Source organism: Bacillus sp. MRMR6, assembly GCF_001940785.1.
Lineage (GTDB): Bacteria > Bacillota > Bacilli > Bacillales > Cytobacillaceae > Neobacillus.
The window spans coordinates 102708-120028 of record NZ_MSLS01000002.1 but is presented as its reverse complement, the minus strand read 5'-3'; the positions used below and the strand labels follow the sequence as shown (position 1 = coordinate 120028).

The following is a 17321-nucleotide window of genomic DNA, read 5'->3' as shown; positions in this document are numbered from 1 at the left end:
TTCCAATATCATTATTTTCCCCAACGTTTAAGATTTCTTTCGTACTTCCAGCAATAAAATAACACCTCGGCCACGAACAACCGAAGTGTTGTTGTTTAAATCGATTCTTTCTTAGATAGTTCAATCGATGCTGGGATGACATGATCACTAACAAATTTACGTTCAAGTGCAATTTCAAATACTTCGCTCAAATTGGAAACCGGGATAATGTCTATTCCCTTTATTTCATTTAGAATGGATTGCATGTTTTCTTCTGGAATGATGACGGTAGTGGCACCAGCCTTTTTGGCAGCTTTCACCTTCGGATACACGCCTCCAATCGGCTTAACATTACCATGAATACTAATTTCACCCGTCATGGCTACTTTATTATCGATTGGAATTTTATAAATAGCGGAGTAAATACCCGTTGCCATCGCAATTCCGGCAGAAGGACCATCAATCGGCACTCCGCCAGGGAAATTAACATGGATATCAAAATCATCCGCAGGAACACCCATTGACCTAAGTACGGTAATAACATTTTCAATCGAACCGCGTGCCATACTTTTTCGACGGACGGATTTACCTTGTCCGCCAATACTTTCTTCATCCACGATACCGGTAATATTAATTGACCCATTTTCCCTTGCTGGAATGACGGTCACTTCAATTTCTAGCAGCGCCCCAGAATTTGGACCATATACAGCTAGTCCATTGACAAGTCCAATATGAGCATCTGTATTGATTTTTCTTTCCATCCGCGGTGTCAGCTGGCTGGAATGGACTACCCATTCAATATCTTCATCTTTTATAAAATTACGTTCTTCAGTTATAGCGAGCCCTGCCGAAATTTGAACCATGTTCACAGCTTCGCGCCCATTTCTAGCATAGCTTGATAACGTTTCTAACCCAGCATCACTTATTGCTAGATTTACTTTTTCTGCAGCCTTTTTGCCCACTTTAACGATTTCCTCTTGCGTTAATTCTCTAAAGAAAACCTCCATGCAGCGTGAGCGAATGGCCGGAGGAATTTCATTTGGCGTTCTTGTCGTCGCTCCGATTAATCTAAAATCTGCCGGCAGGCCATTTTTAAAAATATCATGGATATGCGTTGGAATTTGCGTATTTTCTTCATTATAATACGCACTTTCTAAAAACACCTTGCGATCCTCTAATACCTTTAGCAGTTTATTCATTTGAATCGGATGAAGCTCACCAATTTCATCTATGAATAACACACCGCCATGGGCATTTGTGACTGCCCCTTGCTTCGGCTGCGGTATGCCAGCCTGTCCCATAGCCCCTGCCCCTTGATAAATCGGATCATGAACAGAGCCGATTAACGGGTCGGCAATTCCCCGCTCATCAAATCGTGCCGTTGTCGCATCAAGCTCAATAAAGACAGATGCAGGTTTGAATGGAGACTTATTGTTCTTCTTTGCTTCTTCTAGAACTAACCTGGCAGCTGCTGTTTTACCGACCCCTGGAGGTCCATAAATAATCACATGCTGCGGGTTCGGTCCGCATAATGCTGCCTTTAATGACTTTATGCCATCTTCTTGGCCGACAATATCGTTAAAGCTTGTCGGGCGAACTTTCTCGGCTAATGGTTCTGTTAATGAAATTGACCTCATTTTTCGGAGCTGTTCCATCTCTTTACGGGATTCCCGATCAATGGAAACTTTCTGTGTTCGTTGGTTCCTAAGCAAATTCCAAAAATACAGCCCTATTATAACCCCGAAAAAAAGCTGTATAAATAAGGCAAATCCCGTCCAACTCATACTTTTCCCTCCTGCTACAATAATCTCAGTAGATATTAATAAGTATCTCCTGCATACAGGGGGAATAAACCACAAAATTGTAAGAAACTGTCCATATTGGGTGGAATCAACTTTGTAAATTTTGGATGTTTGTCTGTCATGGTTATCGTGCTGTCGGTTTTTTCGTATAGCACGGGCAGCATTGCGGTTTTGTCACACCTACACTCCCTCTAAGTAACCAGTTGCAGCTCAATCTTCTTAACCTGGTCATAAAAACCAAAAGACCCAGCGATTAGGCTGGGTCTAAAATAACATTATGCTGATTTTTCTTCTACGACGACGGTTCCGTCTTCTAGAACGAGCTTAGGAACGCTGTTCTCGGCTACGGTTTCTTTTGTTATGATACATTTTGTAATATCATTGCGTGATGGCAGGTCGAACATGACATCAAGCATGATGCCTTCAATGATGGAGCGCAAGCCGCGGGCACCTGTTTTTCGCTCAATTGCTTTCTTAGCAATTTCTTCCAGGGCACCTTCTTCAAAATCAAGCTGTACTTCATCGATTTCAAGCATTTTTTGATATTGCTTCACTAACGCATTTTTCGGCTTCGTTAAGATTTCAATTAGTGCTGCCTCATCTAACTGCTCAAGACTGGCAATAACCGGTAAACGGCCGATAAATTCAGGAATTAATCCAAAACGGAGTAAATCCTCTGGTAATACTTTTGAAAGGAGCTCTTTTTGGCCAATATCTAGCTGCTTAACATCTGAGCCAAATCCAATAACCTTTTGGCCTAAACGGCGCTTAATAATTGGTTCGATTCCATCAAATGCACCACCGCATATGAAAAGAATATTAGTCGTGTCGATTTGAATAAATTCTTGATGCGGATGCTTACGCCCGCCTTGAGGAGGAACGCTGGCAACGGTACCTTCAAGAATTTTTAATAACGCTTGCTGTACGCCTTCACCAGAAACATCTCTTGTAATCGATGGGTTTTCTGATTTACGGGCAATTTTATCAATTTCATCGATATAAATAATCCCTTTTTCTGCCTTTTCAACATCGTAGTCAGCAGCTTGGATTAATTTTAATAAAATATTTTCGACATCTTCACCAACGTAACCTGCTTCAGTAAGAGAAGTTGCATCCGCTATTGCGAACGGTACATTTAGGATTCGCGCTAATGTTTGCGCTAATAACGTTTTACCGCTACCAGTTGGTCCAATCATGCAAATATTACTTTTTGAAAGCTCAACATCATCAATCTTACTATTAGAATTAATACGCTTGTAGTGATTGTACACCGCAACGGATAACGATTTCTTTGCTTTATCCTGTCCGATGACATATTCATCTAAGATTTCACAGATTTCCTTTGGCTTCGGAACATCTTTGAATTCTACTTCTTCTTCAGTTCCAAGCTCTTCTTCAACGATTTCCGTGCAGAGCTCAATACACTCGTCACATATATAAACTCCCGGTCCGGCAACCAATTTACGTACTTGATCCTGAGTTTTACCACAGAAAGAACACTTTAATTGTCCTTTTTCATCATTAAATTTAAACAATTCCTTCACCCCTTAAAACGTGTTTTAACCATATTTAAAGTTGCGTATCACAAACAAAAGTCCGAATTTTTTTCTTATTATTTCAGCGTTATGTATTGCATTGTAACACATGAAGTGCATGGACAGGAAATGAAAAGCTTTACTCAAATATGTTTTCTTGTTTCGGAAATTTGTTTAGATGCGCTCTTTAAAAAGAACAATATGTACTCATTTAAGCTTAACCACTTTTGAATAAATTAAGTCCTCACATAGTAGGATTTTATCTTATTCGTTATTCAAACGATAATTTCCTGCTTTTCATTCTGTCTAATGTTAAAAAGCTTTCCCTGTCCTTATTATAATATGTAATTCAAAAAATGTATAAAGAAAACTGGACGACTGGCAAGCCGATAGGGCGGTTCATGAGGCGTAGTTGCCCTTATACGTAATAGGAAAGGGTAGATTTTTGTTAAAAATTTACTCTTCCGATTAGCTAAAAAGAACTCCCGATTGGGAGGGCCCTCTATATTATCGTGATGAATCAATATGTATTTTTTGGCCAATTAGGAAAAAGAAGACACGATAGAATCGTGCCTTACCTTTTTAATAGAACGCTTGAGCAAAAGCTTAGCTGTTCAATTTATTTTTTGTTTTCAACTAGGAAGTTTACTGCTTTTTGAAGCTTAAGGTCAGATTTGATTCCATCAAGGCCGCCTAGTGCTTGCTTGATGGAATCAACTGTCATGTTGTACGTACCAGCCATTTTTTCAAGTTCAGCATTTACATCTTCGTCAGTTGCTTCAAGGTTTTCAGCTTTAGCAATTGCTTCTAGTGTTAGGTTCACACGTACGCGGTTTGCAGCTTCTTCCTTCATTTGCTCACGAAGTGCATTTTCGTCTTGACCTGAGAATTGGAAGTATAACTCAAGGTTCATACCTTGCATTTGCAGGCGCTGCTCGAATTCTTGAAGCATACGGTTTGTTTCAGATTGAACCATTACTTCTGGAACTTCAACAGTTGCGTTAGCAGCAGCTTGTTCCACTACTGAATCACGTACATGGTGCTCAGCTTCGTGCTTTTTGCTGTCTACTAAACGATTTTGAATTTTTTCTTTTAATGCGTCTAATGTTTCAACTTCATCATCCACATCTTTTGCAAACTCATCATCAAGTTCAGGTAGTTCTCTACCTTTGATTTCGTGAAGAACTACTTTGAATACTGCTGGTTTACCAGCAAGCTCTGCAGCGTGGTATTCTTCAGGGAAAGTTACTTCAACCTCTTTAGATTCACCAGCAGCTACACCTACTAGTTGTTCTTCGAATCCAGGGATGAAAGAACCTGAACCTAATTCTAATGAATGGTTCTCAGCTTTTCCGCCTTCGAATGCTTCGCCATCAACATATCCGTCAAAGTCGATTACAACTGTGTCACCTAGTTCCGCAGTTCCTTCTTCTTTCACAACAAGCTCAGCTTGACGGCTTTGAAGAGTTTCTAATTCTTTCGCAACATCTTCGTCCGTTACGTTTGTATCGAATTCTTCAACCTCTAACCCTTTGTACTCGCCTAATGTTACTTCAGGCTTAACTTGTACAGTAGCTTTGAAGATAAGCTCTTTGCCTTTCTCCATTTGCTCGATGTCGATATCCGGACGATCGATTGGCTCGATACCAGTTTCGTCGATTGCATTTCCGTATGCTTCTGGAAGAAGAATATCTAATGCATCTTGATAAAGAGATTCTACACCAAAGCGTTGTTCGAACATTCCACGAGGCATTTTTCCTTTACGGAAGCCAGGAACGTTTACTTGCTTAACTACTTTTTGGAAAGCAGCTTCTAAGCCTTTGCTTACTGTTTCTGCACTAACTTCTACTGTAAGGACACCGCGGTTTCCTTCTAATTTTTCCCATTTCGCTGTCATACCTTTTCCCTCCAACAATCTATTATCATTTCATTCATAAATGAATTGAGTATGGATACGTCTTGTTCAACAAGCATATACCCACTGATTTTATGTAAAATACACGTTTTACACAATGCAACCCTTACATTATAACACAGGATAAATTTCTTTCAACATGGTTACCTATATATTAGGATAAGAAATTTCTTCTAATTCTTTGATTTTAGCAAGTGCCTGTGCAATATGTTCTGAGGATGCTTGATATTCTTCTGAAATTAAATCAAAATCTGGTTCGATTCCAAAGTACTCCTGTGCTAGTAAATGATAGGCTGCAGCCCACGCTTCTGCTCTCTCTGGTTCAAGGTCTACCGGGTAGCTGATAAAAAAAGTTCTTTCTAGTATTCCTTTGATGTTTTCAAAAAGGACAGGATCTTTGCTCTCTAATCTATCTTCTAGCAGCTTTTCTATTTCTAGTAAACGCGGCTCTGTTTTGAAATCTGACAGTTCTGTTGGTACGACATTTAATTCTAGATTAAATTTTTTCACCATAATTCTCTTGTCGTATTCCTGCTCCTTTAATAAAGAGAGCAGCATCGTTTTTAAGAACGGATGGCCTTCGTCTGAGACCAAGTATTCTTTGATTTCATCCATAAAAGGGCGGATATTTTTTTCTGCTAGATTTGAGACTATCAGCATTTGCTCATTTAGATTTTTAAGAGCGAACAGGTTTAGTGCCTTACTTTCTGGTTCTTCCTCATCGAAATCTCTTTCCACCCTGCTGTTTTCGGCCATCCGTTTGCTGAACTGGAGTAAAGTAAGGAAATGATCATGTTTTTCTGGCGGAATTTCTTTTTCCTCTAGTAATGCCTCAATTGTTAGAGCAATTTCGTTATATTCATGTAATTGGACGAGCACCGTTAAGTATAAATCGACCATTTGGTAATAATCACCGATACCCTTTAACAGCATATCATTGGCTAGAACCTTTGCCTTTTGGAACGCCCCCGCTTCAAAATAGGCAAGAACAAGGCCAACTAAAATTTCACCATTTTCCGGATCAAGCTCTTTTGCTTCTTCTAGGTAATGAATTGCTTCTCGAAATCTTTTATTATGCAGGCTTTCAAGGCCTTTATCTGTTAATCTTTTTTCCAGTCCAGGGAGGAAAATGACATTATCAATCTTTTTAGGCCGCTCCCGTTTTTTCATAAAAATAACCGTCCTTTATGGAAAAGCATAGGCGTAAGCACGCTGCTGCTTCACATGTTCAATATGAAGATAAGTTTAGCACGAAACCTAGAAAAAACAAAAAAACTCACCTATCTAGGTGAGTAATATACTTTGGTATGTAGTTAAATGGCGTCCCAGGAGAGATTCGAACTCCCGACCGTACGCTTAGAAGGCGTATGCTCTATCCGGCTGAGCTACTGGGACATATTAAGTTTCTCAAAGACAAGATTTATTATATAACCCTACTATACAAAAGTCAACACTATTTCAGTATTTTTTTTAGGAGTGTAAAACGGCGGGGAAAGAGTTACACTCCCCTACCCTCTTACAGACTAAATTCAAAGGCTAAATCCTTTAATTCTTTCCCGCTTATATCAAACACTGACATTTTTATCTTATCATCTAAAAGATCTAAAATCACATATGTTTTTTCAAAGCGCTCCCGTGGCAGGCGGATGCTCCCTGGGTTTAAGAACAATGTCTTGCCGATCATTTCTGCACCCAAGATATGAGAATGTCCGAAGCAGACAATATCGGCACCTGTTTCCTCCGCCTTATACTTTACGTTCATTAAAGAGGTCTTCACAGAATACCCGTGGCCGTGAGTAACAAAAATCTTCCTGCCAGCAAGCTCTGTTATTGTATCTAGCGGATAGCTGCCAAAATCGCAATTCCCCATGACGGTTAGATACCCAGTTAATGCTGCGTCTTCATGATTTAACTCTGAATCGCCGCAATGGATCATCAAATCTACTTCATCCAGGTGCCTCTCCCTGAGAATCTCAAGTTCCCTAGTCAGACCATGACTGTCACTAACAATTAGTACTTTACTCATCCCTATTCCGCTCTCTCTATTATAGTCTCAAGAACATCTTCTAGTTCTTTTAAAGCATTTGCCCGGTGGCTGATTTTATTTTTCTCATCAGAGGAAAGCTCTGCCATCGCCAGGCCTTTCTCAGGTACAAAGAAGATTGGATCGTAGCCGAATCCGTTTGATCCTCTTCGATCTTCTAAAATAAGTCCCTCACAGGTGCCTGACACCGTCATTGTTTTTCCTTTAGGGATAGCAACAGCGAGTGCACAGTAAAACCGTGCCGTACGGTCCGCTTCTGGGACGTCTTGTAGTTCGGCTAAGACTTTATCGATGTTTGCCTGATCGTCCTTTTGTGCTCCAGCATATCTAGCTGAAAAAATTCCTGGTCTGCCTTCGAGGGCGTCGACGACTAAACCTGAATCGTCTCCAATCACCACTCGATTCAATTGTTCTGATACACTTTCAGCTTTCAAAATAGCATTATCTTCAAAACTCATGCCTGTTTCCTCTACATCCTCAATCGCCGGAAAATCAAGCAAGGTTTTTACGATAATTCCTCTTGGAGCAAAGATATGCTCAAACTCTCTAGCTTTGCCAGGATTTTTGGTCGCAATAATTACTTCGTTCATTTTGGATGATCTCCTCTTATTTTTTCCGTCTTTCGTCTATTTTCTTTGTAATGTCTTCGCCTAAGGCATGTTTTTGATGCTCAAACAATTCCATCAGCCCTTCTTGTGCAGCTCCTAGCAAATCCTGCAGCTGTTGATACGAGAATGTTGATTCTTCACCTGTTCCCTGCAATTCAACAAACTCACCATTTCCAGTCATAACGACGTTCATATCAACCAGCGCTTTTGAATCTTCAACATAATTTAAATCAAGAACCACTTCGTTGTTTTTCAAAATCCCTACACTTGTTGCGGCTAAATAATCTGTTATCGGAAACTTCATGGGTTTTTTCTCCCCGAACGAATTAAGTGCTAATGTCATCGCCACAAACGCGCCGGTAATCGAGGCAGTCCGAGTTCCTCCGTCCGCTTGGATTACGTCACAATCAATCCAGACCGTTCTTTCACCAAGTGCGGATAAATCTACAATCGCTCTCAACGCACGGCCGATTAAGCGTTGAATTTCCATCGTCCGCCCTGAAACCTTCCCCTTCGAGCTCTCACGAATATTCCTAGACTCTGTAGCACGTGGAAGCATGGAGTATTCAGCCGTAATCCAGCCCTTTCCTTCACCTCTCATAAAGTGAGGCACCCGGTCTTCAATGGTTGCGGTGCAGATCACCTTTGTATTGCCTACGGAGATAAGAACTGATCCCTCGGGATGCATTAAATAGTTGGTTTCAATATGTATCGGTCTTAATTGTAATGGTTCCCTGCCATCAAAACGCATAATAATTCCTCCTCTATTGAGGTGCTAAGCCTCTATTAAACCAAATAAAGAAGAGGCGGCGATATGGCCAACCTCTTACATTGTCACTATATAGTATATCAAAAATATATTTTTAAAAACTACCTGTGTTGACTTTTTCTGGACGAGTTACAGGCTCGGTTAACTTTGTCCCTTTATCGTCAACCAATTCCGCTTTGCCTTCCACTGTAATCGCAACACTTTTAATTCCTTTTTGCTCTGTTAAGGAAAGAACCAGCGCGTTTAAGAGGTTCTGCGAAATAACATTTTCTTCAAAGCTGCCATAGACATTTTTATTGAAGTTCAATGTTACTTTTCCTTCTTCAACCTTCGGCGCTTCAAGAAGTGCGACATCCGACATAAACTCTGATACTAGATTTGATTTTGCATGAGGTCCTTTAATCAACTGGTTAACAACTGCCGTGTATATGTCTTTCTCACTTGATTTAATCCTTGTTGTAACCGGTACATAGTAGTAAGCACCTTCCTCACCACCGATATAATAAACGGTTACTGGCTTTGTATTCGTAATATCGATGACGCCAGCTGTATCAAGATTGATGCCTGTTGCTCTTGATAGATTATCACTAATTGGTGTGCCGTCAACTGGCATTTCAGTTAATTCATGTCCGTTCATTTGCAGCTTTACTTTATCAACTGTATCGAATTGAGTTAGTGTCCATGTTACAGATTGGAGAATTTTCTTCTCATCTTCTGATTGATAGTTTTTAAATTCATTGGAGAAATCAACAGTGGCGACGCCATCTTTAATGTTCACAGAGACCTGGGTATCCTCAGGTAAAACCGCCCGGAAATTATCTGGAAGCATATTGGTTACCGGTCCATTTGCGACTAGGTGTTCTAATGCCTGCTTTGCCACACTGTTTGTTTTTGGCAGGGCTAAGGTTTGTGGAACGACATAACCGTTCTTGTCAATCAGGTAAAGTTCGGTTTGTAATGACGAAACTTCCGCTTCCTCTCCGGTTTGGCCAGTTGTCTCCTCGGTCACATTTTCCTCGGTCACGGTGACCTTTGGTGGATCTACTTTCTTCTTCGTTTCACTTCCAAATAAACCGCATCCTGATAACAGAAGTGATGATGCTAAAACAACTGTGATAATTTGTTTGGATTTATTTTTTGACATATTTTTTCCCTCCCAAGACAGTTTGTACTATCATGTATACGAGCCTATTAAAAAAAATAGACCCGCCTGAGAAAGAAAAATAGGACAAATTTAAAACTTTTTATCTAGGTATTCCTTTGTTTCGGGAAAATCTACACGTTCGATTCCCTTGGCACTCGCTTATTACCTTCTATGGGAATCGTTGGCCACTAATAGACGATCTCCAACAAAAAGAGCTCCTGTTTAAAAGAGCTCTTGTTATAGGGTTATTCTTTTCACATTGGTAATATTTTTTCCGAGCCATTGTGAGGCGATTTTTGAAAAAATCTCCTTTGATCCGGTTGTATAAAATTCATGATCAGATTCTGCCTCATTCGTTTCGAGGATTCCATTGTATTGGAGAATTGTACTTACTTCTCGGGCCGTCTCGTCACCTGAACTAATCACATTCACGTTCTGCCCCAGTACTTGTTGAATTAGAGGTTCCAACAAAGGATAATGGGTACAGCCGAGAATGAGTGTGTCCAGATTTTCATTAAGCAAGGGTTGTAAAGATTCTGTGATAATCTTCTCCGCCAGCTCACCTTCTAACTCACCGCTCTCCACTAGAGGAACAAATTTGGGGCACGCCTGACTTTTAACGGACAGCTTGCTGTTTAACGCCTTTAAAGCTTTTTCATAAGCTCCGCTCTTGACGGTTCCTTCTGTTCCAATGATTCCGACCCGATAGTTTTTCGTCCGCTTAATGGCTGACCGGGCACCAGGATAAATAACACCAATCACAGGAATGTTCAGTTCCTCACGAATTTCATCTAGGACAGCAGCAGTTGCTGTGTTACAAGCAATAACAAGCATTTTAATATTCTTCTTCAATAGAAAGGTTGTTAATTCCCAGGTAAATCTTTTCACTTCCCTTAGAGGTCTTGGGCCATACGGACAGCGGGCAGTGTCCCCTAAGTAAATGAGTTTTTCATTCGGCAGCTGCCTCATAATTTCCTTGGCAACTGTTAATCCGCCGACACCTGAGTCAATTACACCAATTGGTTGCTTCAAGCTAATCGCCTCATCCTTTACTAATCAATTCCACCCGATAGAACACAGAATTCAACCCGCCTCATGAATGGTCCGTGTGACTGCGAACATCCGGCGGGTTGAATCTTATTTCATTTCTTGATGTAGTTTCATTAAATTGGTTTGAAGAAGTTGAATTTCATCTGCCGAAAAATTCGTTAACACTTCCTCCAAATATGCCTGCCGTTTAATAATTACCTCGTTGATAATTCGTTCGCCTTCTTCTTGAAGGTGAATTCGGACCACGCGGCGGTCGTTAGGGTCCTTTACACGCATGACAAGATTACTTTTTTCCATCCTGTCAACAAGATCTGTTGTCGTGCTGCATGCTAAGAACATTTTATTAGAAAGTTCACCAATTGTCATGTCTCCATCCTCAAACAACCATTGTAACGCGACAAACTGAGGTGGTGTAATCTTGTAGTTTGTTAACATTTCTCTGCCTTTTTGTTTGATGATTCCAGATATATACCGTAGGTCTTTTTCTATGTTAGCGACCATTTCTACGCTTATCTTTTGCGTTTCTTCCGCTTTCATTTCTCCTTCACCCCTTGTAAGGCTAGACAATCAGAATTATTTTAAAAAACTGTCATAACCTTAAATCTTGTTATTATTTTCACCTTTTTCCGGGAAAATTTCAAGATTAAACTTATAATTACTTAATCAGTTCCATTTTCTTGGTTGTTTTTTTACAGCGAAAAAAGCTCATAATCCCTAGGACAAAGACCGTAAAGGCTACTGGAATGAGTATATAACCAATTACGACGAATACTTTATTTTCAAAGAATTGGATTAGTGTAACAGAACCCCCAAGGAATGCCATGACTGTACGGATATAGGCTAACAGTGTGCGTTCATTGGCAAGGTACGTCCTTTGCATTGCCAATTGAGTTCTTTCTCTCGCTAACAAATCGTCAGGAGTGACGGTGTTTTCGGCTGGTTCCTTCGTTTCCTGAGCCTCCTGCATCGCCGCCTGCAGCTTTTGGGTTTCTTCAATACCCTGTTGAATTTGTTTTTCATCTTGTCCCATTTTTAACACCTCTTTTACACTTACCAATGAGTTTTAACTATAATTTATTTAATATCCTTCTTTTAAGCCTAAAAAATTAAGAACCGGCTTCCCTTTGGGAAACCGGTCAGGATTAAAGCTCAAGCTCTCCCATCCGAAGGAGCTCTACAACTGCTTGTGAACGCCCCTTGACACCAAGCTTTTGCATGGCATTTGAAATATGATTTCGAACTGTTTTTTCGCTTATAAATAATTCACCAGCGATTTCCTTAGTAGTTTTATCCTGTACTAAGAGTTCGAATACTTCCCTTTCACGTTTGGTGAGTAACGGCTTGTGAGTATATTCATTCTCCTTCAAGTATTGTGACCCTCCTTGCCTTCGCCAGTATGAACCGTTTGTTGTGATATATTTAGTCAACATATCATATGTGAGGGTGGCATATGTAGTGACTATAAATGCTTTTGCGGAGATATTTTCAGAAAAAAACTTTATACTTTGGCAAAATAAAAAGCCCTTACTCAAAAAATGGGCTTTTTACATAGGTTTGGCATAGATAATATAGCGCTGCGGGGCATCTCCTACGTAGCTGAATGGGTAACAGGTAGTAACAATTAATTCTTCTTCTTCATCCTGAAGCGTAATAATTGTCCGATCGTCGGCCTCCACAATCTTTGTATGGCTAATTTCATAGGTGTACACACCATCAGGCATCTGTATTTCAAATTTGTCACCGATCTTCAATTCGCCTAAACGACGAAAGACGGTATCACGATGTCCTGATAATACTATTTGCCCGTTCTCGCCTGGAAAATACGATCCTGTATAATGCCCAACACCTTTAGCGAGATCATTTGGGTCGGTACCTTCGACAATCGCTAATTCTGCCTTTATTTTGGGAATAGTTAATAAACCAACTGTGTCCCCAAACTTTGGCTTGTCCTTTTCCGCAGATGCAGGCTTAGGGTCAGACTGGACCTTACCGACCAGTTCTTTCGCTTCTTTTAGAGAAGCGTTTGATTGAAGTTTTGTATCAATAATCTGCCATGCTCCTATGGCAAAAATAATAAGTCCTAAAGAAATGAACAGCAAGGGTAGCTTTTTCATATAACCAACCATCCTTTTACAATCTACTACTTAAAGTATAACAAAAAGCACGGACGAAACCCATGGTAAAATTAGAATTGAAAATAAGAAAACCATCTTTTCACGATAGAAAAGATGGTTTCGAATCTAAACGATTAAGCATTGTCACTTCCGAAAAAGCTTCTGAACGCTTGGATGGTGGTGTCACGGTTTAATGCAGCAATCGATGTAGTCAAAGGAATACCCTTTGGACATGATTGTACACAGTTTTGTGAGTTACCACAGTTAGCAAGTCCACCGTCGCCCATGATCGCTTCTAAGCGCTCTTGCTTGTTCATTGCACCGGTTGGATGTGCATTGAATAGACGGACCTGAGAAAGCGGCTGCGGGCCGATAAAGTCGGAGTTGCTATTAACATTCGGACATGCCTCAAGACAAACACCACAAGTCATACACTTTGAAAGTTCATATGCCCATTGGCGCTTTCTTTCTGGCATACGAGGTCCTGGCCCTAAATCATAGGTGCCATCAATTGGAATCCATGCTTTTACTTTCTTTAATGCATCAAACATTCTGCTACGGTCAACTGAAAGGTCACGAACAACAGGGAATGTTTTCATTGGAGCCAAACGGATTGGCTGCTCCAGCTGGTCAACAAGTGCTGAACAAGACTGGCGCGGTTTACCGTTTATGACCATTGAACAAGCACCGCAAACCTCTTCAAGGCAGTTCATTTCCCAAGTAACTGGCGTTGTTTTTTGTCCCTCTGCATTTACCGGATTATTTCGAATTTCCATTAGTGCCGAAATCACGTTCATATTCGGACGATAAGGGACTTCAAATTTCTCCTCGTAAGGAGTAGAATCCAAGGCATCTTGACGTGTAATGATAAACTCTACCGTTTTATTTTCAGACATTCTTTCCTACTCCCCTTTCTTTTTTGCATAGTTACGTTCACGAGGCTTGATTAAGGAAACGTCTATTTCTTCATAATGGAAAGCTGGAGCAGTCTGGCTGTCAACGAACTTAGCCATTGTTGTTTTTAAGAATTCCTCATCGTTACGCTCTGGGAATTCAGGCTTGTAATGTGCACCACGGCTTTCATCACGGTTATACGCACCAATGGTAATCACGCGTGCCAATTGCAGCATGTTCTGCAGTTGACGAGTAAATGCGGCACCTTGGTTGCTCCACTTAGAAGTGTCATTAATATTGATATTTTGGTAACGTTCCAGCAATTCTTCAATTTTCGCATCTGTCTTAAGCAGCCTGTCATTATGACGAACGACCGTAACGTTGTCAGTCATCCACTCACCAAGCTCTTTATGAAGCAGGTAAGCATTTTCTGTACCGTTAAGAGACATGATGCTGTTCCATTTTTCTTCTTGTTCTTTCACATGACGATCGTAAACAGAAGAATCAATAGCATCAGAACTCTTCTCAAGACCATTAATATATCGAACAGCGTTAGGCCCAACGACCATCCCGCCATAAATAGCCGATAGTAAGGAGTTAGCTCCAAGACGATTCGCACCATGCTGTGAATAATCACATTCACCAGCAGCGAAAAGGCCAGGGATATTTGTCATTTGATCATAATCTACCCATAGTCCGCCCATAGAATAGTGAACGGCTGGGAAAATTTTCATTGGAACTTTACGAGGATCATCACCCATGAACTTTTCATAGATTTCGATAATTCCGCCTAGTTTAATATCCAATTCTTTTGGGTCTTTATGTGAAAGATCCAAGAACACCATGTTTTCGCCGTTAATACCAAGCTTCTGATCCACACAGACAGAGAAAATCTCACGTGTTGCAATATCACGTGGTACTAGGTTTCCATATGCAGGATATTTCTCCTCAAGGAAGTACCAAGGCTTTCCATCTTTATATGTCCAAACTCGTCCACCTTCACCACGAGCAGATTCACTCATTAAGCGAAGCTTATCGTCACCAGGGATCGCAGTTGGGTGAATTTGAATCATTTCACCATTTGCATAATAGACACCCTGCTGGTATACGATTGAAGCTGCAGAGCCTGTGTTAATAACAGAGTTAGTAGATTTTCCAAAGATAATTCCAGGGCCGCCAGTAGCCATAATAACAGCGTCACCTGCGAATGATTTAATTTCCATACTGGTTAAGTTTTGGGCAACAATTCCGCGGCATACGCTATCGTCATCAAGTACAGCACCCAAGAACTCCCAGCCCTCGTATTTTGTAACTAAGCCGGCTACTTCATGTCGACGAACCTGCTCGTCTAATGCATATAATAACTGTTGTCCTGTTGTTGCTCCCGCAAAGGCAGTTCGAGAATGCTGCGTACCTCCGAATCGGCGGAAGTCTAGTAAACCTTCAGGAGTACGGTTGAACATAACACCCATACGGTCCATTAAGTGAATAATTCCAGGTGCCGCTTCACACATTGCCTTTACAGGCGGCTGATTTGCTAAGAAGTCTCCGCCATATACCGTGTCATCGAAGTGAATCCATGGAGAATCTCCTTCACCTTTTGTATTTACAGCTCCATTCATACCACCTTGTGCACAAACGGAGTGGGAACGTTTAACTGGTACAAGTGAAAATAATTCTACTGGTGTGCCTGTTTCTGCAATTTTAATGGTTGCCATTAAGCCGGCTAATCCGCCGCCGACAACGATCACCTTACCCTTACTCATCGTGACTCACTCCCTTAATCCAAAATCCAATATTTTCAGTACGTTCAATCTTACACAAATGCTAATAAAGTACGAATTAAAATAATTGATAATATCACGAAAACTCCTGTTGTAATGTAGGTCGAGATTACTTGTGAACGAGGTGAAACGGTAATTCCCCAGCTAACCATGAATGACCATAAACCGTTAGCAAAATGGAAAACAGTTGAGATTGTACCAATTACATAAAAAGCAAACATAAATGGAGATGATAAGATTTCATTCATCATGCTGTAGTTAACATGAGCACCGAACGCTGCTGCTACACGCGTTTCCCAAACATGCCAGGTAATAAAGATCAAGGTGATTACACCTGATACACGCTGGAGCATGAACATCCAGTTTCTAAAATAGCTATATTGGCTTGCGTTGTTTTTCGCGGTAAAAGCAATATACAGCCCATAGATTGCATGAAATAAAATTGGTAAATAGATAATTACAGTTTCTAGAACGATGCGAAATGGCAGATTTCCCATAAAATCTGCAGCCTTATTAAAGGACTCAGGTCCCCCTGTAGCAAAATGGTTTACTACTAGATGCTGAATAAGAAAGATTCCAATTGGAACAACTCCCAGCAAAGAATGCAATCTCCGATACAAAAACTCGCGATTTCCCGCCATTATTTACCCCCCTTAAAATTTTCAACATGATGTTAAGCCAAAACCCCTGTTGTACTTTTTTCAAAAGATTACTATATACTTAGCATCAGTGTGACGAATATGTGACAAGTTCATTTTACTCCCATCATCATAGAGCGTCAAGAAAACGGATACACAAAAATCCTATAAAAATAAAATTTTTTAAATATATTGATATTATAATAGACTACCAATTTGGTTTGAATTAAATGGATTTTTCTTCTAAAATATCCAATAGTTTCGCACAAAAAACAATTTATTTCACGTTAGAATTGAACCGACTTTAGGGTACGATAATAATAAATTGAAGTGGATGTAGATATTACGGAATAGCAATTTTTTCCACCCTCATTCTAAACAATAAAAACATTCAAAAATGTTCTGCCTAAAAGCTTTAATTGTATATAATAGAAAAGTAGAAAGAGGGGAAAGATGTGAAAGAAAGCACAGTTGTAAAAGAAACTACCCAGCCCGATGATTCAAGATCCGTTTCAATCTTCGGTTATGAACTGATTCGTGAGTTTGTCCTGCCTGAAATTTTAGGAAAAGATACGCCAGAAATTTTGTATTGGGCCGGGAAAAGACTTGCAAGAAAATATCCTTTAAATGGCTTTGATGAGCTAATTGATTTTTTCAACAATGCATCGTGGGGACATTTGGAAGTAAAAGCAGAACTCAAAGATGAAATCGAATTTGAATTAATGAGTCCACTATTCGTCTCACGAGTAAAATCCAAAGCCGAACACTTCTTCCAAATAGAAGCAGGCTTCCTAGCCCAGCAAATCGAACTCCAAAAACAAGTCATCGCCGAAACCTTCGAGCACCCAGTAAAAAAAGCAAACAAAGTCAAATTCACCGTCAAATGGGACAAAAAGGATTCCCTATAATAATGTAATGTGTCAAAAATTGACGGTGCCAATTGGCGGTGCCTGTCACCGCCCGTGGACAAAACCATCGATTTGTCCACCTCAGGCGGACACTCAGGGTATATTTGAAGGCTATCACTAGAGGATGAATCTCTGTT

The 17321-nt window shown here is 40.3% G+C and carries 17 protein-coding genes and 1 tRNA gene; 1 reads left to right on the top strand and 17 read right to left on the bottom strand.

From position 1 onward, the window contains the following. Positions 1-95: 95 nt before the first annotated feature. The 17 genes from lonB to BTR25_RS02750 all read right to left on the bottom strand — a co-directional run bounded on the left by lonB (position 96) and on the right by BTR25_RS02750 (position 16279). A complete protein-coding gene (gene lonB, locus BTR25_RS02830) occupies positions 96-1763 on the bottom strand; it encodes an ATP-dependent protease LonB (RefSeq protein WP_075685957.1) in 1668 nt (555 codons plus the stop codon). A gap of 293 nt (positions 1764-2056) precedes the next feature. Next, positions 2057-3316, bottom strand: coding sequence for an ATP-dependent protease ATP-binding subunit ClpX (clpX, locus tag BTR25_RS02825; protein WP_075685955.1), 1260 nt, complete (start codon positions 3314-3316; stop codon positions 2057-2059). Between the two features lie 619 nt (positions 3317-3935). Beyond that, a complete protein-coding gene (gene tig, locus BTR25_RS02820) occupies positions 3936-5213 on the bottom strand; it encodes a trigger factor (RefSeq protein ID WP_075685953.1) in 1278 nt (425 codons plus the stop codon). A 165-nt stretch (positions 5214-5378) separates the two neighbouring features. Further along, entirely contained in the window at positions 5379-6401 is a 1023-nt protein-coding gene (locus tag BTR25_RS02815) for a tetratricopeptide repeat protein (protein WP_075685951.1), read from the bottom strand. Positions 6402-6549: 148 nt separating this feature from the next. Further along, positions 6550-6626 (bottom strand) — tRNA-Arg (locus BTR25_RS02810). 121 nt (positions 6627-6747) lie between these two features. Beyond that, a complete protein-coding gene (locus BTR25_RS02805; RefSeq protein ID WP_075685949.1) occupies positions 6748-7257 on the bottom strand; it encodes a metallophosphoesterase family protein in 510 nt (169 codons plus the stop codon). Positions 7258-7259: 2 nt separating this feature from the next. Beyond that, positions 7260-7865, bottom strand: a complete 606-nt coding sequence (locus BTR25_RS02800; protein WP_075685947.1) for an XTP/dITP diphosphatase — start codon at positions 7863-7865, stop codon at positions 7260-7262. A 16-nt stretch (positions 7866-7881) separates the two neighbouring features. Further along, a complete protein-coding gene (rph, locus tag BTR25_RS02795) occupies positions 7882-8634 on the bottom strand; it encodes a ribonuclease PH (protein ID WP_075685945.1) in 753 nt (250 codons plus the stop codon). A gap of 112 nt (positions 8635-8746) precedes the next feature. Next, positions 8747-9796, bottom strand: a complete 1050-nt coding sequence (locus tag BTR25_RS02790) for a GerMN domain-containing protein (RefSeq protein WP_075685943.1) — start codon at positions 9794-9796, stop codon at positions 8747-8749. A 237-nt stretch (positions 9797-10033) separates the two neighbouring features. Then, entirely contained in the window at positions 10034-10828 is a 795-nt protein-coding gene (gene racE / locus BTR25_RS02785) for a glutamate racemase (protein WP_075685941.1), read from the bottom strand. A gap of 105 nt (positions 10829-10933) precedes the next feature. Beyond that, positions 10934-11383 carry a MarR family winged helix-turn-helix transcriptional regulator gene (locus BTR25_RS02780; protein WP_075685939.1) on the bottom strand — a complete coding sequence of 150 codons (450 nt, stop codon included), beginning with the start codon at positions 11381-11383 and terminating at the stop codon, positions 10934-10936. A 118-nt stretch (positions 11384-11501) separates the two neighbouring features. After that, positions 11502-11876: a DUF202 domain-containing protein gene (locus tag BTR25_RS02775; protein WP_083652225.1), complete on the bottom strand. Its 375-nt coding sequence runs from the start codon at positions 11874-11876 to the stop codon at positions 11502-11504. Positions 11877-11988: 112 nt separating this feature from the next. After that, entirely contained in the window at positions 11989-12213 is a 225-nt protein-coding gene (gerE, locus tag BTR25_RS02770; RefSeq protein ID WP_009796032.1) for a spore germination transcription factor GerE, read from the bottom strand. Positions 12214-12390: 177 nt separating this feature from the next. Then, positions 12391-12960, bottom strand: a complete 570-nt coding sequence (locus BTR25_RS02765) for a class D sortase (protein WP_075685937.1) — start codon at positions 12958-12960, stop codon at positions 12391-12393. 134 nt (positions 12961-13094) lie between these two features. Continuing rightward, positions 13095-13856, bottom strand: a complete 762-nt coding sequence (sdhB, locus tag BTR25_RS02760; protein ID WP_075685935.1) for a succinate dehydrogenase iron-sulfur subunit — start codon at positions 13854-13856, stop codon at positions 13095-13097. Positions 13857-13862: 6 nt separating this feature from the next. Then, on the bottom strand, positions 13863-15620 hold the full coding sequence (sdhA, locus tag BTR25_RS02755) for a succinate dehydrogenase flavoprotein subunit (RefSeq protein WP_075685933.1): 1758 nt from the start codon (positions 15618-15620) through the stop codon (positions 13863-13865). Between the two features lie 50 nt (positions 15621-15670). Continuing rightward, entirely contained in the window at positions 15671-16279 is a 609-nt protein-coding gene (locus BTR25_RS02750; RefSeq protein ID WP_075685931.1) for a succinate dehydrogenase cytochrome b558 subunit, read from the bottom strand. Positions 16280-16731: 452 nt separating this feature from the next. Here BTR25_RS02750 and BTR25_RS02745 point away from each other — a divergent pair, with 452 nt between their 5' ends. Further along, the gene (locus tag BTR25_RS02745; RefSeq protein ID WP_075685929.1) at positions 16732-17184 is read left to right on the top strand and encodes a YslB family protein; all 453 of its coding nucleotides are present in this window, start codon (positions 16732-16734) and stop codon (positions 17182-17184) included. The last annotated feature ends 137 nt before the right edge of the window (positions 17185-17321 follow it).